The organism is Mesorhizobium sp. M8A.F.Ca.ET.208.01.1.1 (assembly GCF_004791315.1).
Lineage (GTDB): Bacteria > Pseudomonadota > Alphaproteobacteria > Rhizobiales > Rhizobiaceae > Mesorhizobium.
This window is the reverse complement of the sequence record NZ_SRUT01000002.1, coordinates 903,598-921,155: the sequence shown is the minus strand read 5'-3', so window position 1 is coordinate 921,155 and position 17,558 is coordinate 903,598. Positions and strand designations below refer to the sequence as shown.

Genomic DNA, 17,558 nt, shown 5'->3' with positions numbered 1-17,558 from the left:
TAATGGTGCAATGCAGCATTTGCATCATTGCTATGCAAAATCAGCCGTTCAAGTCCTCATCGATGATCACTATTTGAGCATCATCGAAACGAACCCAATTCAGGAGGACTACCATGAACCCGATCCGTGCTTTCCGTAACTGGCGCATGTACAACGAGACCGTTCGCGAATTGAACCGCCTTAACGCACGTCAGCTCAGCGACCTCGGCATCAACCGCGCCGACATCGAAAGGATCGCCCGCCAGGCGATCTGATTGCAAGCGCGACCTCGCCGCAAGGCAGGGGTCGCAATGCAGAGCCGCCGCGCACGCTTGTCGTCGCCGGTTCCGAACCCGCTGGACCCTGTCCAGCGGGTTTTGTCTTTTTGGGTGCCAGTCGGCGTGAGCCACGGTCACCAGTGTCAAGCACCAGGCGGCTTGACCTCTGTTTTCAGCATGGCATCTTGACGGATGGGGACCGGTTGCCGCGTGAGCGCGTGACCGCAGGGCAGGCATCGACGAAGGCTTCCACGCCCATGTTGGATGATCTTATCGACAAGATCTACGAGGCTGCTTTCGTTCCGGACCTGTGGCCGGAGGTGCTGAAAGGCATAAATAGCGCCTCCGCCTCGGTGGGCGGCGCCGTGTTCCTGTTTGCCGATGAGCAGCCGGTGCGCGGAAGGACGGTGCCGCTGCTGCAGGACTTGCTGAACGAATTTCTTCTGGGCGATACGCTGCAGTTCTCCGCGGCGGTCTCGCGCATGTGCGCGGTGCAGCCGGCGAGTTTCGTCGATGTCGAGAGTTTCCTGACAGCCGAGGAAATCGAGAACGATCCCATCCGGGTCCGCCTGCGCGCTCTAGGGATTGGCGCGCATACCTGTACCGCCATCCCGATGCCGAGCGGCGAACTGGCCATCTTCGTCTTCCAGCGAAGGCTTGGCGAGGGCCGCTACGACGCCGGGAGCTTCGACATTCTCGACGGTCTGCGGCCGGCAATGGCGCGCGCCAGCCTGATCGCCGGACGGCTTGGCCTGGAGCGGGCCAAGGGAACCGTTGCCGCCATGACGGCAATGGGGCTGCCGGCGGCCATTCTCTCATCGAGGGGGCATGTGCTCGCCGCCAATCAGCTGTTCGAGAGCATGGGCTCGATCTTCCTGCCGGTCGCGTTTGGCGGCATGGCAATCGTCGATGCGGATGCCAATCGCCTGTTTCAACAGGCCGTCGTCGCCGCGCGCGGGGACGCCGAACCCTCGGTCCGGTCCATCCCGGTTCCGGCCGCCGCCGACAGGTCGCCACTGATCCTTCATGTCCTGCCGCTGCGCCGCTCCGCCCACGAGATATTCTCGGGCGCCGACATCCTGGTCGCGGCGACGGCGGTGAACGCCAGTTCCATGGTGCCATCGCCAACACTGCTTGCCGGACTGTTCGACCTGACGCCGGCCGAGGCGCGCCTGGCCTCGGCACTTTCGCAAGGGCGAACCCTGACGGAGGCGGCGGCGAGCGCCAACATCACCGTTAAGACCGGGCGAACCTATCTCGAACGGATATTCGCCAAGACCGGAACGCGCCAACAGAGCCAGCTTGTCGCGCTGCTCAAGGGCACGGAGCCGTTCCGGTAACCGCCGGTTCGCGGTTTTTGGCGGGCTTTTCCAAAAACATTGCGAAGCAGGCAGGGAACGGTTATACAGGCCCCGAATTTCCCATTTTTGGTGGCTTTAAACCACCGCCCGCGCGGGAACGCGGGCGAACGAGAAGGATTTTTGCAATGGCCAATACGCTGCTGATGCCCAAGGCGACCGCCGTCTGGCTGGTCGACAACACCGCGCTTTCCTTCGAGCAGATCGCGCAGTTCTGCGGGCTGCATCCGCTCGAGGTCAAGGCGATCGCCGACGGCGAATCGGCGCAAGGCATCAAGGGCATGGATCCGATCATGACCGGCCAGCTGACCCGCGACGAGATCGCGCGCGCCGAGAAAGACCCGAACCAGCGCCTCAAGCTTTCCGACCCCAAGGTGCGGGTGCCGGAATCCAAGCGCAAGGGTCCGCGCTACACGCCGCTGTCGAAGCGCCAGGATCGGCCGAACGCCATTCTGTGGCTGGTGCGCAACCATCCCGAACTCAAGGACGCGCAGATTTCGCGCCTTGTCGGCACGACCAAGTCGACGATCGAGCAGATCCGCGAACGCAAGCACTGGAACTCGGCCAATCTGCAGCCGATGGACCCGGTGACGCTGGGTCTCGCTTCGCAGATCGACCTCGACATGGAGGTCAACCGCGCCTCGCGTGGCCGCGAACAGGCGCAGCCGGTCGGCGACACGCTGCTGCCGGCGGCATTGACCGAGCGGTTGGTGCCGGCGCCGGAGAAGCCGAAGGACGAGGACGCCGAGCTCGACGCCAACGCCGTCTTCGCCAAGCTGTCAGCGCTGAAGTCGAAGGACATCGATACGGACGACGAAGAATAGGCTTTTCGCCAATTCGACAAAAAAGCCCGCTTCGAGCGGGCTTTTTTGTGCGGTCGGGCAAATCTCAGCTTCGCGCCGCGCGGTCGGGCGCCATGCCGTAGTCCTCGCTGCGCTCCACCGCCCGGTAGAAATCGGCGAGCTGCTTGCCGCGTTCCGGCTTGAAGATGCGGCCGGCGATGACCACCGAGGCGATGCGGTCGATGCGGAAAGCGCGGAAATCATCACGCATCTCGCACCAGGCGACCAGCGTCCAAACCTTGCCCCAGAACCATAGGCCGAGCGGCCTGATATCGCGCGCGGTACCGCGACCGGCTTCGTCCGAGTAGTCGATGGTCAGCACCTGGCGTTTTTCGACCGCGCGCTCGATCAGGTCGATCGCCTCGCGGGCGGCGTCGCTGACCACCCACATCGGCGTGTGGATCTCGGTGCGGGCGATGCGATCCTTTTCGGCATCGGGCAGTACGGCACCGATCTTGACCAGCGCCTCGTCGGCGGCGCGCGCCATGGCAGCGCCGCCAAAGGCGCGCACCATGCGGGCGCCGGCAACCAGCGCCACGATCTCGTCACGCGTGAACATCAGCGGCGGAAGGTCGAAACCCTCCCTCATCATGTAGCCAACGCCAGCCTCGCCGTCGATCGGCACCCCGGTCGACTGCAGGTCGGCTATGTCGCGATAGATGGTTCGCTCGGAAACCTCGAGCCATGTGCCGAGCTTCTGTGCGGTGACCAGGCGGCCACCACGCAGATGCTGCACGATCTGAAAGAGCCTGTCGGCGCGGCGCATCGTTTGCTTCCCCAGTGTCTTTCCCATGCATGCCGTGGCTCCCGGACCGGATCCACTTCCACGTGACATGCATTACGGTTTCAGCCCTTCGCGCTTACGCTGCGCGGCAACGAATTCCGCGCCGAAGGACAGTTTCCTCGTTGTCGGCGTCTTCGCATCAAGCACGCGCCAGAAGGGAGCGACGTCGCTGAGCGTCATGCCGCGCTCGAGATCCTCCTTGGCCGCCTCGGCGACCGTGCGCAGATGATAGCCTATGGTGACCGGGCATGTCACTTCGGCGCCGTGCTCGATGGCGAGCGCGGTGCGCAACGCGCGAACGTCCATCTCGACACCTTCAGCAATCGAGCGGATGAAATCATCGACCTGGCGCGCGGTTGGCACCAGCATGGGCTGGCCCTCGACGACGTCTCCCATCGTGCGCGGCGTTGGTTTCACGCCGTTGATGCCAGGCGTGTTCAGCCTGTCGTTCCAGCTTTTCATCGATCGTCCTCTCGGCCGGCCATGCGCATCAGTCACCATCGCACGCGCCTCCTGACAGCATACTGTCAGGAGGCTTCAGCATACTCTTTGGCGAACAGCGTCCGCATCTGCGCGAGATCGCTGCCTTTTTCGGGATAGAGCGTTTGTAGAAAGGGCGAAGGTGCCGGGCGCAGAGCCCGGCGCGGAAACGATCCTGCCGTCGGCCACGGCATGCGGCACGTCCTGATAATTGCCATCGCCGGCATAGCCGGCTTCGTGGCGGTTGATCCAGTCTCGGCCATTGCTGGTATGCCTGGCCTTCTCGAACATGCCGGCTCGGGCCAGCGCCAGCGTCCCGGCACAAATGCCGCCAACGACACCGCCGCGCGCCGCGACGGCCGTCAGCAGTTCGGAAGCATCCGGCGGCGCCTTGCCCGCCCACTGGTCGGAACCGATGACGGCCACGGCATCGAGATCGATATTGTCATCGGCGTCCGCCGAACGGTCCGGTGTCAGGCGAAAACCGCTGATTCCGGTCACCGGCTTGCCTCCCGGCGTCAGCGACACGGCGCGAGCGCCGAACCACTCGACCGCCGAGGCCGCCAGCAACCCATATTCCCAGTCGGCAAAGCCCTCGATGAAAAGGAAGCCGATTGTCTTGTTCTCGGGCATGAGCTCGCTCCATCCCTCGCGCCGGACCTGATATCTGGGTGCTGACGTGTCAGCCTCCAACCGCTGGCTTGAAAATTCTGCTCAATTGCCGTGATGGCGACGCTCGGCATACATGTCGGGCCAGCCGATATCCTTGCGAATGTCGGCGGGCAGCGCGTTCATGAACCGCTGCGTGCGGATCTCGTTGCGCATCGTGCGGATCTTGCCGACATAGTGCTGCATGCCACGCAGAATGGTAAAACCGTTCATGACCAATCTCCTCTCTCTAACTGGAGGCAGTATCGCATACCCCTCCTGACAGCAGTCTGTCAGGAGGATGGCAGGTCGTATCGCGACAGTTCCGTTCTCGTCATGGCAGGTCCTGCGGGTGCGGGTCGTTCACCAAGATCAGCCAATCTGGCCGTATTGTTCATCGCCTGGCGACAAACCGTCGGGACAGGCGGCCTTAAGCGGGACGACCGGAGTTCTGATATGAAAGGAGAAAATTCTTCCCCAAAAACAGGGAGACGACCATGAGCATGCAACTGACAGGAATTCACCATCTGACCGCCATCACCGCCAATGCGCCCGGCAATCTGCACTTTTACACGAAGGTGCTGGGCCTGCGGCTCGTCAAGAAAACGGTGAACCAGGACGATACCTCGGCCTACCATCTCTTTTATGCCGACGGCGAGGCAACACCGGGTACGGACCTGACCTTCTTCGACTGGCCGGTCGGCCGCGAACGGCGTGGCACGCACAGCATCGCGCGAACCAGCCTCAGGGTCGGCAGCCAGGAGAGCCTTGCCTGGTGGAAGCAGCACCTTGCCAGCGAAGGCATCGTGACAGGAGAGATTGTCGATATCGGCGGCTACAAGTCGCTGGATTTCGAGGACCCCGAAGGCCAGCGCCTGCGGCTCGTCAGCGATGACGGAAAGGGCGGCAGCCATCCCTGGGCGCAAAGCCCGGTGCCGGCCGAACATCAGATCCGCGGGCTCGGGCCGATCGTCATCAGTGTTCCCGACATCACCAACACCGAGGCGGTGCTGACCAGGGTGATGAACATGCGCAAGGTACGCGACTATGCCTCGCCGGACGGCGAGGGCCAGGTCCACGTGTTCGAAATGGGCGCGGGCGGGCCGGCGGCGGAGCTTCATGTCGCCGTGCAGCCGGGGCTGGCACCCGCAAGGCAAGGCGCCGGTGCGGTTCACCACGTCGCCTTCAGGGCGCCGGACCAGGAGACGTTGCATCATTGGACGGCGCGCCTTGCCGAATTCCGGCTGCCGTCGAGCGGCGAGGTCGAGCGTTACTACTTCCGCTCGCTCTATTTCCGTGAGCCGAACGGCATCCTGTTCGAGATCGCCACCGACGGGCCGGGGTTCACCGCCGACGAGCCGCTGGAAACGCTCGGCGAAAGCCTTGCCCTGCCGCCGTTCCTGGAGGCAAAACGCGCTTCGATCGAGGCTGGCCTCAAGCCGCTGAAGTAGATCGTTGCGCGGTTAGGTGCGGGCGCCGCGTTCCGGTTCTGGATCGCGGCGTCTTTCTTTCCCGGAGACCGAGCGAAACCGCTTTGACAGGTGACGGCGTTGCTGGTCAAAGGCGGCATGACGAAACTCCTCGCCCTTGTCATCGTCGGGTTCATGGTGATCCAGCTCATCAAGCCGCTCGGTTGGCCCGGGCTCAGGCGACGCGGCGATTTCTGGAAATTGGCGCTTCTTGCCATGGCGGCGATTTCGCTGGCGGCCGTGCTCGGGCATTTGACCTAAGCTGTCGCGCCGCCTGGCCATAGATATTCAGTCGCCAAGCACAGGGCCGACGAGATGTTCCGCCCAGGCCCGGTAGCCGGCCTCCGAGGCATGGAACCCGTCGGAGGCAAAACCGGCTTCAGGGTTGGTGATCGGCAGGCGCGGCGCTGGCACCGCGCCGCGTTCCAGGCAGAGGCGTTCGCCCATCCGGTTCATCGCGGTGGCGCGTACCTCGAGGATCTTGCCGAGCAGCGACGGCATGGCCGGCGCGCGCGTGAACTCCAGCACCGGCGACCATACCACGCGCGCCTCCGGCCATTTGGCGCGCAGCGCGTAGAGCAGGCCGCCGAACTCCTTCTTGAAGCGCGGCACGGAATGAAAATTCTTGGTGTCGTTGGTGCCGATGGCGAGCACGATATGCGTCCACGGATCGGCCGACAGGTTGGGCAGGACATGGTCGCGGATCTGGCCAGATGTCGCCGAATTGAAGCCGGCGGCACGCCAGCGCACAGCGCTGCCCGTGCGCTGCGCAATCAGCACGGCGAGCTGCGCGGCAAGGCCGTTTTCGGAATTGCCGATGCCGACCGACGCGGCGGAGGAATCGCCCAGGACCAGCAGCGAGATCACCGGGGCCTGGCCCGAGATCTCGTGCATGACCGGGCCTTGCGCCGGCAGCATGCGCGAGGTGCGGCGGCGCACGCCCAACCCCTGCCAGACATAGACCGGGAAGGCGAGCCAGGTGAGGATGGTCGGGAAAGGCATGGCAATACCGTGAAATGACGAGGCAGCCTTAGCGCATGTTTTGATCGGCGTGAACGGATCCCGCCTCATCGACCCATGCCCTTTGTTTTGGCGCAATTCCGGACGGGAAACCGTTTCACGCTTTTTCTGAAATTGCCCTAGGGGCAAGCGTCGTCCTGCCGCGACCTGTTTCCATAGTCGTCGTGCAACCGCACCCAGTCCATCGAAGTGCCATAGGGGCCGGTCTCGCCGCGGCCTTTCGGCGCCATGTCGAGATATTGATAGGCGCCGATGAACTGCTCGCTGCCACGGGCGCGCGACATGAAGGTCAGGAAGATGTCACCGGCTTCCTCCCTGTAGAAGACAGTGGTGCCAGGCAGGTCCTTCGACGTCGATACCGGTGTCTCGAAGTTATAGACGGCTTCGCCGGAGGCGATCTGCCTGTCGGTGAAGGAGACCTGCATGTCGAAGTTGAAATCCGAGGCATAGGAGGACACCCAGTCGAATTTCCATCCCATGCGCTGCTTGTAAGGCAGCAGCTCGGCGAGCGGCGCGCGCGCGATCACGACAAGCGACACGTCATGATGCCTGAGATGCTGGTTGGCGCCGTCGATGTGATCGGCGACGAAGGCACAGCTCTCGCAGTGATGCGTCGAGCCCGGCGCGAACACGAAGTGATAGACGATCAGCTGGCTGCGGCCGGCGAAGAGATCGGCCAGTTTCTTTGGTCCGTGTTCCGTCTCGAAGACATAATCCTTCCGCACCTTCAGCCAGGGTAGCTGCCGCCGCTCGGCCGCAACGCGTTCGCGTAACCGCGTCAGTTCCTTCTCGCGGTTTAGATGTGCCTTGTGGGCCTCGAACCAGTCTTCGCGCGAAACGACCTTGTTGCGATGCATGTACTTCTCCCTGTCTGCACCCCAAGGACGAACGGGATGGGCGCGAGCCGACATCGCCGCTGCCAGGAATGCCCAGAGGAAATAAGAATGCGAATGCCTCGCCCCAAGGCCGGCGCGCCAAAACAAAAACCCGGGCACGTCGGCCCGGGTTTGAAGGGAAGGGATAGCAGGGGGTCTTCAGGCAGCCTGTTCCAGGCTCGCCTTCCATTTACCGAGTGCGGCCAGATGGTTCATGTGGGCGCGATGGGTGAAGGCGGCCTGGCCGGCGGCGATGTTCGATGCCTTGCCGCTCCAAGCCTTCTGCGGCGCGGCCTGCAGCGCGCGGCCGTAGGAGAAGGTCAGCTTCCACGGGTGTGGGCCGATGGCGTTGATGGCGTTGAGGTTGGCGGTCGCCTCCTCGTCCTCTTGGCCGCCGGAGAGGAAGGCGATGCCCGGTACCGCCGCCGGCACTGTCTCGCGGAACAGCTTTATGGTCTTTTCGGCGACGTGCTCGGGACTGTCCACGGTGCCCGACTTCTTGCCCGACAGGACCATGTTCGGCTTCAGGATCGTGCCTTCAAGCACGACGCGGGCCGCGTAGAGTTCGTCATAGAGCCTTGTCAGCGTCGCCTTGGAAACCTCGTAGCAGGTGCCGATGTCGTGGGCGCCGTCCATCAGCACTTCAGGCTCGACGATCGGCACGATGCCGGCTTCCTGGCAAAGGGCGGCATAGCGGGCGAGCGCATGGGTGTTCGCGCCGATCGAGGTGGCCGAGGGGACGCCCTTGGCGGTGTCGATGTCGATCACCGCGCGCCATTTGGCGAAACGGGCGCCGAGCTTGTAATAGTCGGCAAGCCGTTCGCGCAGTCCGTCGAGGCCTTCGGTGACGGTGTCGCCGGGAAATCCGGCCAGCGGCTTGGCGCCGGCATCGACCTTGATGCCGGGAATGGCGCCTGACGCCTTGATGATGTCGACCAGAGGCGTGCCGTCGGCGGCCTTCTGGCGGATGGTCTCGTCATAGAGGATGACGCCGGAAATGTACCTGGTCATCGCGTCCTTGGCGCGGAACATCATCTCGCGATAGTCGCGGCGACTGTCGGCGGTCGATTCGACGCCGATGACGTCGAAGCGCTTCTTGATGGTGCCGGAGCTTTCGTCGGCGGCCAAAAGGCCCTTGCCGTTGGCCACGATCGCGGCGGCAATGTCTTCGAGACGTTCGCTCATTCTGCTTCTCCTGAACCGGTTGATCTGCGCCTAGCAGAACACTACCGCCAAAGGAATGACGCCGGAAAGCTCGAATCGATTGAAAGTCGCCGGCGCCGCCGCCGGCTCCCTTCGAGTTGATCGGATTGCCGGGGAGCCGCCGAACGCTTCAGCGCTTCAGCACGTCGACGCCGGGCAACGGCTTGCCTTCCATCCACTCCAGGAAGGCGCCGCCGGCGGTCGAGACATAGGTGAAGTCGTCGGCGACACCGGCATGGTTGAGCGCCGCCACCGTATCGCCGCCGCCGGCGACCGAGACCAGCTTGCCGGCCTTTGTGCGCGCGGCCGCATGTTTGGCCGCCGCCACCGTGGCGTGATCGAACGGCTCGATCTCGAAGGCGCCGAGCGGACCGTTCCAGACCAGCGTCGCCGCGCGGTCGATCCATTCGCCGATCGTCGTCACGGTCTTGGCGCCGACATCGAGGATCATGCCGTCGGCCGGCACGTCGGAGATGGCGACGGTCTCGCAGGCGGCGCCCGCCTTGAACTGCTTGGCGACGACGCCGTCGACCGGCAGGATGATGGCGCAGCCGGCTTCGGCGGCCTCGATCATGATCTGCTTGGCGGTCGGGGCCAGGTCATGCTCGCAAAGCGACTTGCCGACATCGGTGCCGCGCGCGGCGAGGAAGGTGTTGGCCATGCCGCCACCGATAACCAGCGCGTCGACTTTCTTCACCAGGTTCATTAACAGGTCGATCTTGGTCGAGACCTTGGCGCCACCGACGATGGCGACGACCGGACGCACCGGATTGCCCAGGCCCTTCTCCAGCGCCTCGAGTTCGGCCTGCATGGTGCGGCCGGCAAAGGATGGCAGCAGGCGCGCCAGCCCTTCCGTCGAGGCGTGCGCCCGGTGGGCCGCCGAAAAGGCGTCGTTGACGAAGATGTCGCCATTGGCGGCGAGCCGTTCGGCAAAGGCGGGATCGTTCTTCTCCTCGGCCTTGTAGAAGCGGGTGTTTTCGAGCAGCAGCACGTCGCCCTTGTCCATGGCGGCGACAGCGCTGCCCGCCGTGTCGCCGACGCAATCGGAGGCGAAGCCGACGGGGCGGCCGAGCACCTGCGCGGTGGCCCTGGCGATAGGCTCCAGCGAGAATTCGGCCGAGGGGCCATCCTTGGGCCGGCCGAAATGGGCGAGCAGGATGACCTTGGCACCCTTGCCGGACAATTCGGCGATGGTCGGCGCGATGCGCTCGATGCGGGTGGCGTCGGTGACCTTGCCGTCGGCGACGGGAACGTTGAGGTCGACGCGCACCAGCACGCGCTTGCCGCTTATGTTGCCGATGTCGTCCAGTGTCTTGAAGGCAGCCATGCCGGTCCCTTTCGTCTGAAAATCGCCGGGACCATACCCCGCATCGGCGGCGATGCAAGGCTTAGGCCGAGGTCGGATGCGAAATTTTGAGACCGGCGCGGACATAGTCCGTGAATACCACTCCGGCGTATGTGGGGGCGGTGCAAACGGTCGCCCGAGTCAGCGTTCGACCGATGCCTTCTCGACCGGCGGCTCAGGGGTGTCATCCGCTTGTGCCGCCACCTGCGCCTCGGCCGGCTTGCGCCAGTTGCGGATAAAGGCGCTCAGACGGTCGCCCATCTCGCCGGCGCTGAGGAAGACCGGCACCCGCGCCACCGGCGCGGTCGGCTCGAAGGACAGGCCGAGGCCCGTTATTCTGCCCTTGTCGTCGACATCCCTGACGATCAGCTCGATCGGGCCGAGCAGCACGCGGTCGGCATATTCGGCATGGCCGCCGAGCCGCGCCGTGACCAGCGCGCCGACGGTCTGTTTCTGCTCGGCCTCGGTGAGACCGGGCGCATAGGCGGCTTCCAGTTCGGCTGCGGAACGCGCCGGATCGACGGCGAAGGCACCGAAGAAATCGGCATCCTCCGGGTCGACTACGGCGCGGCTGGCAAACAGCTTGTCGAGCAGGCGCGGATAGCGGTCGGGCACGAAGATGTAGACCTGATCGCCGGCGGCGAGCCGGCCCATGTCCTGGAAACGCATCGAACGGCCGTCACGCAGCACCAGCGAGGGCCGGGCCCAGCGCGGGATGCGCTCGCCGCGCGCCACCGGGCTGCCCGGCGCCACGCGATAGGCAAGGAGCTCGTGATGCGCGGAGCCAGGCAGTTCCAGTTCGACCTTGTCCAGCGGTCCGAGCCGCGCCGGCACGATCAGACCGAGGCGACGCGCCAGCGGGCCGACCGTCCAGCCCTGGATGACCAGCGACACCAGAACGATGATGAAGGCGGCGTTGAAGATGCTGCGGCCGTTCTCCAGCCCGCCGAGCAGCGGTGTGATGGCGAGCAGGATCGAGACGGCGCCGCGCAGGCCGACCCAGGAGACGAAGGCGACTTCGGGACGCGGCAGGCGGAATGGGATCAGGCAGAGCCACACGGCGACAGGTCTGGCAATGAACATCAGGAACAGGCCAAGCGCTATCGCAGGCACCATGATCGCCGGAAATTGCGAGGGCGTGGCGAACAGGCCGAGGATGAGGAACATGATGATCTGCGCCAGCCACGACATGCCGTCCTGGAAGCGCTTCAGGATGGTGACGGCGCGGATGTCGGAATTGCCTGCGATGAGCCCGGCGATATAGACCGCCAGGAAGCCCGAGCCGCCAATCGCGCCGGCGGCCGCGAAGACCATCAGCGACAGGGTCAGCACGAAGATCGGCAGCAGGCCATGGTCGAGGTTGAGCCGATCGACCAGGCGTACGATGGCGAGGCCGCCAAGCACGCCGACGATGGCGCCGAGGCCCATGTTGACGAGGAAGCCGAGGATCAGGTTGGTGACCAGGACATTGGCTTCGGGATTGGCGTGGGCGGCGATGATCTCGACCAGCGTGATGGTCAGGAAGATGGCGATCGGATCGTTGGTGCCCGATTCCACCTCGAGCGTGGAGCGCACGCGCTCGCGCAGATTGATCTCGCCGGCGCGCAGCAGGAAGAACACCGCCGCCGCGTCGGTCGAGGCGACGGCGGCACCGAGCAGGAAGGATTCCAGCCAGCTGAGATCGAGCAGATAGTAGGCGGCGGCGCCGAACAGGCCGGTGGTGAGTAGCACGCCGAAGGTCGCCAGCGACAGGGCCGGTCCTGCCGCCTGCCGCAAGGCGTTGAGCGGCGTGCCGAAACCGGAATCGAACAGAATGACGGCGAGCGCCAGTGAGCCGGCAAAATAGGCGATACGGGCGTTGTCGAACTGGATGCCGAGGCCGTCGGTTCCGGTGGCGAGCCCGATGCACAGAAACAGGAGCAGGAGCGGGGCGCCGAAGCGGAAGGCGATCAGGCTCGAAAACGCGGCGGCGACAACAAGCGCCGTGCCGACCAGCGTAACGAGATAGATCGCATGCTCCATCCGTGATTTGCCCCTCGAATTCCTCTGCTTGCTGGCTTTACGGGAGAGTGGGGCGAAGGCGTGACCAGTGCAAGGCGGGAGGGTGGTTTTTTGCCCCGCGCCGCCGATTTTCGCGTTGCTGCTCCGGCAAACGAAAACGCCCGGACGAAGCCGGGCGTTTCGAGTGTCGGGAAGACAGATCCTCGATCAGGCGATGGTCTTGCCGAAAGCCACGGCGGTGTCGCTCATGCGGTTGGAGAAGCCCCATTCATTGTCGTACCACGACAGCACCGAAACGAAGTTGCCGTCCATCACCTTGGTCTGGTCGAGCGCCATGATCGAGGAGCGCGGATCGTGGTTGAAGTCGATCGACACGTTCGGGTGATGGGTAACGCCGAGGATGCCCTTCAGCTTGCCGTTGGAGGCGGCGATGACCGCTTCGTTGATTTCCTGGACCGTGGTCGCGCGCTTGGCGATGAACTTGAAGTCGACGACCGAGACATTCGGCGTCGGCACGCGGATCGAGATCCCGTCGAGCTTGCCCTTGAGATCGGGCAGCACGAGGCCGATCGCCTTGGCGGCACCGGTCGAGGTCGGGATCTGCGACAGGGCGGCGGCGCGGGCGCGGTAGAGATCCTTGTGCATGGTGTCCAGCGTCGGCTGGTCGCCCGTATAGGAATGGATCGTCGTCATCATGCCCTTTTCGATGCCGACCGTTTCATGCAGGACGGCCGCAAGCGGCGCCAGGCAGTTGGTGGTGCAGGACGCATTCGAGATGACGATGTGGTCCTTGGTCAGCTTGTCGTGATTGATGCCGTAGACGACGGTGAGGTCGGCGCCGTCGGCGGGAGCCGAGACCAGCACGCGCTTGGCGCCGGCGGTCAGGTGCGCGGCGGCCTTGTCGCGGGCGGTGAAGATGCCGGTGCATTCGAGCGCGATGTCGACGCCGAGTTCCTTCCACGGCAACTGTGTCGGGTCCTTGATCGCCGTGACCTTGAACTTCTCCTTGCCGACGGTGATCTGGTCGCCGTCGACCGACACTTCATGGGGGAAGCGGCCGTGCACGCTGTCAAAGCGCAGCAGGTGGGCATTGGTCTCGACCGGGCCGAGATCATTGACGGCGACGACCTCGATGTCCTTGCGGCCGGACTCATGGATGGCGCGCAGGATGTTGCGGCCGATGCGGCCAAATCCGTTGATGGCAACTCTGACGGTCATTATTCTCTCCCTGGGAGCTGGAAGGCGATTGGTCCGCAGCTTCATAGCGGCGGACGGGCGAAGAATCCAGCCGCAGCGGGCCAGATTTAAATCGATTAGGTTAGGCCAGTTCGGCGAAACCGCTTTTCACGCGATCTCGCCGGATTTTGTTTGGTGCATGTCGTTCCCAACGCCGCGATGCAATTTTGGGCGACCTGCCCGGGCCTCACTTGCCGTGAAGGCGGGCTTCAGCGGCCTTGGCAGCCGCATCGGCGGTGATGCCGAAATGCGGATAGAGCTGCTCGATGGTGCCGGAGGCGCCGAAGCCGGTCATGCCGATGAAGATGCCATCGGAGCCGATGAGATGGTCCCAGCCCTGGCGGATGCCGGCCTCGATCGCCATCTTGATCGGCGCGTCGCCAATGGTCTTCTTGCGATAGGCGTCGCTCTGCTTGTCGAACAGTTCGAAGCAGGGCACCGAGACGACACGGGTCGGGTGGCCATGCTTTTCCAGAAGGTCGCGGGCGCCGAGCGCGATCTCAACCTCGGAGCCGGAGGCGAAGATCGTCACCGCGGCTTCACCGCTGGCGGCGGCGAGTTCATAGGCGCCCTGGCTGCTCAGGTTCTTTTCGGTGAACTCGGTGCGCACGGTCGGCAGGTTCTGCCGGGTCAGCGCCAGGGTCGACGGCGTCTTTTCGGATTCGAGCGCGATCTGCCAGCATTCGGCGGTTTCCACGGCGTCGGCCGGACGGAACACATTGTGGTTCGGGATGGCGCGCAGGGCCGCCAGGTGCTCGACCGGCTGGTGGGTCGGGCCGTCTTCGCCCAGACCAATGGAATCATGGGTCATGACGAAGATCGAGCGAATGCCCATAAGCGAGGCAAGCCGCATCGAGGGGCGGGCATAGTCGGAGAAGCACATGAAGGTGCCGCCATAGGCGATGAGACCGCCATGCAGCGTCAAGCCGTTGATCGCGGCAGCCATGCCATGCTCGCGGATGCCGTAGTGGACATAGCGCTGGCCGTAGTCGTCCGGCGTGATGTTCTTGGTCTGGCTGGTCTTGGTGTTGTTGGAGCCGGTCAGATCCGCCGAGCCGCCGATGGTCTCCGGCACAGCGCCATTGATCACTTCGAGCGCCATTTCCGACGATTTGCGGGTGGCGACCTTCGGCTTGTCGGCCGAGAGCTTCTTCTTGTAGTCGGCGATGACGGCGTCGAATTTGCCCGGCAGCTTGCCGGCGAGGCGGCGCTCGAATTCGGCCTTCAGCTTCGGATCGGCCTTGGCCAGGCGGCCTTCCCAGTCGGTGCGCGGCTTGGCGCCGGCCTTGCCGGCGGTACGCCAGGCGTCGAGGATGTCGGCCGGAATCTCGAAGGGCGGCGAGTCCCAGTTGAAGAACTTGCGCGCGCCCGCGATCTCGTCGGCGCCGAGCGGTGAACCGTGCGCCTTGTTGGTGCCGGCCTTGGTCGGGGCGCCGAAGCCGATGGTCGTCTTGCAGGCGATCATCGTCGGCTTGTCGGAATGGCGGGCAGCTTCGATGGCATAGGCGATCGCTTCCGGATCGGTGCCGTCGATATGGCTGGCGTTCCAGCCGGAGGCCTGGAAGCGGGCGACCTGGTCGGTGTTGTCGGCGAGCGATACCGGGCCATCGATCGAGATGTTGTTGTTGTCCCAGAAGACGATCAGCTTGTTGAGCTTGAGGTGACCGGCAAGCGCGATGGCTTCCTGGGACACACCTTCCATCAGGCAGCCGTCGCCGGCCAGCACATAGGTGTAGTGGTCGACGAGGTCATTGCCGAAGGCGGCGTTCATGATGCGCTCGCCGAGCGCGAAGCCGACCGAATTGGCGAGGCCCTGGCCGAGCGGGCCGGTCGTGGTCTCGATGCCGGTGGCATGGCCGTATTCGGGATGGCCCGCCGTTTTCGAACCCAACTGGCGGAAGTGCTTGATCTGGTCGATGGTCATGTCTTCGTAGCCTGTCAGATGCAGCAACGAGTAGAGCAGCATCGAGCCATGGCCGGCCGACAGGATGAAGCGGTCACGGTCGGCCCAGTGCGGGGCCTTGGGGTCGTATTTCAGGAAGCGGGTGAACAGCACCGTGGCGATGTCGGCGCAGCCCATGGGCAGGCCGGGATGGCCGGAATTCGCCTTCTCGACGGCGTCCATGGAGAGAAAACGGATCGCATTGGCCATCCGGTCATGTTGTTCACGCGACGTCATGGTTCCTCCGAGGTGGGGGTTTGAGGGCTTGGGAGAGCCCTTGAAAAGGGTGCGCGACACATAGCAGGCGCGGGCTTTTAGTCAACAAATCGGGTGCAGATTTGCCGGTCTTGTGATGCCGTCGGCGGGCCTACATTAGCGTTAGCGGGGGACAGTCGCGAGAGCTTTGTTGACGTTGCCTTCACCCGGTGCCTAATGTTTCTGACATAACGCGTTCTGAACGCGAACGATTCGGTGATGGGCAGGGCACAGGACGAAGGCCATGACCGGGGAAACCACGCTCAAGGAAGTAATCGCCAGGCTGAGCAAGGCCATCGAGGGGCTGGAAAATGCCGTCGCGGCCAAGCTCGAGCATGAACGAGACTATTCGGAAGCCGAGGCCGAAGTGCAGCGGATGAATGCCGATCGCTCCCGGCTGGCGCAGGAGCTCGACAATTCCGAAGCGCGCGCCGAACGGCTGGAAGACGCCAACAAGGAAGTCTCGCGACGGCTGGTGACCGCGATGGAAACCATCCGCGCCGTGTTGGACAGATAGGAGCTGGCCCGATGGCACAGGTCACGGTTTCAATCGACGGCAAGCAGTACCGCATGGCCTGCGACGAGGGCCAGGAAGAGCATCTGATCGATCTCGCCGAACGCTTCGACCGCTATGTCTCGCATCTGAAGGATTCCTTTGGCGAGATCGGCGACCAGCGGCTGACCGTCATGGCCGGCATCATGGTGATGGACGAGCTTTCCGAACTGCAGAAGCGCGTCAAGGGCATGGAGAGCGAAGTGCTGACCTTGCGCAAGACGCGCGACGAGGCGCTGACCAAGGCCGACAAGAGTGACAGCGTGCTGACCAGCGCGCTTGGCGCCCTGGCGCAGCGGATGGAAGATCTGGCGACGTCGCTGGCGATCACCAAGGCCTGAGGCGCGCCTCGCCGATCCCTGGCGTTTGTCTCATGCCCGATGTCGCGCCTTATTTTTCGCGCCCGATCCGCGGACACGGAAAAATTTTTGCCCGCCGGCTGAATAGCCGTCATCTCCAGCGTTTAATCAGTCACGCTGCGGTGCTACGATCGGGCGCCGGCACCGGCCGGCGAAAAGAATACCGGCTACATTTCACAAGGGGTAGGGATAGGTCATGAGTCTTCGTATCAACGACATTGCGCCGGACTTCACCGCAGAAACCACGCAGGGAGCCATCAAATTCCATGACTGGATCGGCGACGGCTGGGCGATCCTGTTCAGCCATCCGAAGAATTTCACGCCGGTCTGCACGACCGAGCTTGGTACGATGGCGGGTCTCGAGGGCGAGTTCAAGAAGCGCAACGTCAAGATCATCGGCATTTCGGTCGACCCGGTCGAAAGCCACGGCAAATGGCAGGACGACATCAAGACGGCCACCGGCCATTCGGTGCATTATCCGCTGATCGGCGACAAGGACCTCAAGGTCGCCAAGCTCTATGACATGCTGCCAGGCGGCGCCGGCGAGACCTCGGAAGGCCGCACGCCCGCCGACAACGCCACCGTGCGCTCGGTCTACGTCATTGGACCGGACAAGAAGATCAAGCTGGTGCTGACCTATCCGATGACGACAGGGCGCAACTTCGACGAGATCCTGCGCGCGGTCGATTCCATGCAGCTCACAGCCAAGCACCAGGTGGCGACACCGGCGAACTGGAAGCAGGGCGAGGACGTCATCATCACCGCCGCCGTTTCCAACGAGGATGCGATCAAGCGCTTCGGCGCCTACGAGACCATCCTGCCTTATCTCAGGAAGACCAAACAGCCTTCCGCCTGAAGCCAACGCGTCGCAACCGTTTTTGGTTTTTCCGCTTCTGCGAGCCAAGTCATGCTTGACTGGCCCGCGGGAGCG

General features: G+C 64.0%; 18 protein-coding genes and 1 pseudogene. 8 read left to right on the top strand and 11 right to left on the bottom strand.

Translation table 11 applies throughout. The annotated features are described in order from the left end of the window. Positions 1 to 113: 113 nt before the first annotated feature. The 3 genes from EN851_RS14980 (at position 114) to EN851_RS14970 (ending at position 2,439) form a co-directional block, all read left to right on the top strand. The gene (locus EN851_RS14980; RefSeq protein WP_064987068.1) at positions 114 to 254 is read left to right on the top strand and encodes a DUF1127 domain-containing protein; all 141 of its coding nucleotides are present in this window, start codon (positions 114 to 116) and stop codon (positions 252 to 254) included. A gap of 260 nt (positions 255 to 514) precedes the next feature. Next, on the top strand, positions 515 to 1,597 hold the full coding sequence (locus EN851_RS14975; protein ID WP_135929517.1) for a helix-turn-helix transcriptional regulator: 1,083 nt from the start codon (positions 515 to 517) through the stop codon (positions 1,595 to 1,597). Positions 1,598 to 1,743: 146 nt separating this feature from the next. Further along, positions 1,744 to 2,439, top strand: coding sequence for a DUF1013 domain-containing protein (locus tag EN851_RS14970; RefSeq protein ID WP_135882143.1), 696 nt, complete (start codon positions 1,744 to 1,746; stop codon positions 2,437 to 2,439). Positions 2,440 to 2,503: 64 nt separating this feature from the next. Here the strand turns inward: EN851_RS14970 and EN851_RS14965 are convergent, their stop codons facing one another. The 4 genes and pseudogenes from EN851_RS14965 to EN851_RS14950 all read right to left on the bottom strand — a co-directional run bounded on the left by EN851_RS14965 (position 2,504) and on the right by EN851_RS14950 (position 4,603). Further along, complete coding sequence (locus EN851_RS14965) at positions 2,504 to 3,223, bottom strand: YafY family protein (protein WP_013529238.1); 720 nt, start codon at positions 3,221 to 3,223, stop codon at positions 2,504 to 2,506. A gap of 72 nt (positions 3,224 to 3,295) precedes the next feature. After that, on the bottom strand, positions 3,296 to 3,703 hold the full coding sequence (locus EN851_RS14960) for a hypothetical protein (RefSeq protein ID WP_135917169.1): 408 nt from the start codon (positions 3,701 to 3,703) through the stop codon (positions 3,296 to 3,298). Positions 3,704 to 3,768: 65 nt separating this feature from the next. Beyond that, positions 3,769 to 4,354 (bottom strand): annotated as a pseudogene (locus tag EN851_RS14955) (DJ-1/PfpI family protein). Between the two features lie 81 nt (positions 4,355 to 4,435). Then, a complete protein-coding gene (locus tag EN851_RS14950) occupies positions 4,436 to 4,603 on the bottom strand; it encodes a hypothetical protein (protein WP_015315361.1) in 168 nt (55 codons plus the stop codon). A 263-nt stretch (positions 4,604 to 4,866) separates the two neighbouring features. Here EN851_RS14950 and EN851_RS14945 point away from each other — a divergent pair, with 263 nt between their 5' ends. Both EN851_RS14945 and EN851_RS14940 read left to right on the top strand, forming a co-directional pair. Next, positions 4,867 to 5,820, top strand: coding sequence for a ring-cleaving dioxygenase (locus EN851_RS14945; RefSeq protein WP_135917171.1), 954 nt, complete (start codon positions 4,867 to 4,869; stop codon positions 5,818 to 5,820). 99 nt (positions 5,821 to 5,919) lie between these two features. Further along, positions 5,920 to 6,099 carry a hypothetical protein gene (locus tag EN851_RS14940; RefSeq protein ID WP_189521867.1) on the top strand — a complete coding sequence of 60 codons (180 nt, stop codon included), beginning with the start codon at positions 5,920 to 5,922 and terminating at the stop codon, positions 6,097 to 6,099. A gap of 27 nt (positions 6,100 to 6,126) precedes the next feature. On the opposite strand, the gene EN851_RS14935 is transcribed toward EN851_RS14940, so the two are convergent. From EN851_RS14935 to tkt, 7 genes are all read right to left on the bottom strand, one after another. Beyond that, positions 6,127 to 6,840 (bottom strand): SGNH/GDSL hydrolase family protein, encoded by a 714-nt coding sequence (locus EN851_RS14935; protein ID WP_135929516.1) that lies wholly within the window; start codon positions 6,838 to 6,840, stop codon positions 6,127 to 6,129. A gap of 137 nt (positions 6,841 to 6,977) precedes the next feature. Then, the gene (locus EN851_RS14930; protein ID WP_127278669.1) at positions 6,978 to 7,715 is read right to left on the bottom strand and encodes a thioredoxin family protein; all 738 of its coding nucleotides are present in this window, start codon (positions 7,713 to 7,715) and stop codon (positions 6,978 to 6,980) included. Positions 7,716 to 7,892: 177 nt separating this feature from the next. Then, positions 7,893 to 8,918, bottom strand: a complete 1,026-nt coding sequence (locus EN851_RS14925) for a class I fructose-bisphosphate aldolase (RefSeq protein ID WP_135929515.1) — start codon at positions 8,916 to 8,918, stop codon at positions 7,893 to 7,895. A 148-nt stretch (positions 8,919 to 9,066) separates the two neighbouring features. Next, complete coding sequence (locus EN851_RS14920) at positions 9,067 to 10,263, bottom strand: phosphoglycerate kinase (RefSeq protein ID WP_135929514.1); 1,197 nt, start codon at positions 10,261 to 10,263, stop codon at positions 9,067 to 9,069. Positions 10,264 to 10,422: 159 nt separating this feature from the next. After that, complete coding sequence (locus EN851_RS14915; protein ID WP_127278666.1) at positions 10,423 to 12,303, bottom strand: potassium/proton antiporter; 1,881 nt, start codon at positions 12,301 to 12,303, stop codon at positions 10,423 to 10,425. A 186-nt stretch (positions 12,304 to 12,489) separates the two neighbouring features. After that, positions 12,490 to 13,500: a type I glyceraldehyde-3-phosphate dehydrogenase gene (gap, locus tag EN851_RS14910; RefSeq protein WP_135863121.1), complete on the bottom strand. Its 1,011-nt coding sequence runs from the start codon at positions 13,498 to 13,500 to the stop codon at positions 12,490 to 12,492. A gap of 205 nt (positions 13,501 to 13,705) precedes the next feature. Then, positions 13,706 to 15,697, bottom strand: a complete 1,992-nt coding sequence (gene tkt / locus EN851_RS14905) for a transketolase (protein WP_135929513.1) — start codon at positions 15,695 to 15,697, stop codon at positions 13,706 to 13,708. A 262-nt stretch (positions 15,698 to 15,959) separates the two neighbouring features. Between tkt and EN851_RS14900 the strand changes: the two genes are divergently transcribed. From EN851_RS14900 to EN851_RS14890, 3 genes are all read left to right on the top strand, one after another. Then, positions 15,960 to 16,232, top strand: coding sequence for a DUF4164 domain-containing protein (locus tag EN851_RS14900; protein WP_015315371.1), 273 nt, complete (start codon positions 15,960 to 15,962; stop codon positions 16,230 to 16,232). An 11-nt stretch (positions 16,233 to 16,243) separates the two neighbouring features. Beyond that, positions 16,244 to 16,609 carry a cell division protein ZapA gene (locus EN851_RS14895; protein WP_127277837.1) on the top strand — a complete coding sequence of 122 codons (366 nt, stop codon included), beginning with the start codon at positions 16,244 to 16,246 and terminating at the stop codon, positions 16,607 to 16,609. 214 nt (positions 16,610 to 16,823) lie between these two features. Continuing rightward, entirely contained in the window at positions 16,824 to 17,483 is a 660-nt protein-coding gene (locus tag EN851_RS14890; protein ID WP_015315373.1) for a peroxiredoxin, read from the top strand. The last annotated feature ends 75 nt before the right edge of the window (positions 17,484 to 17,558 follow it).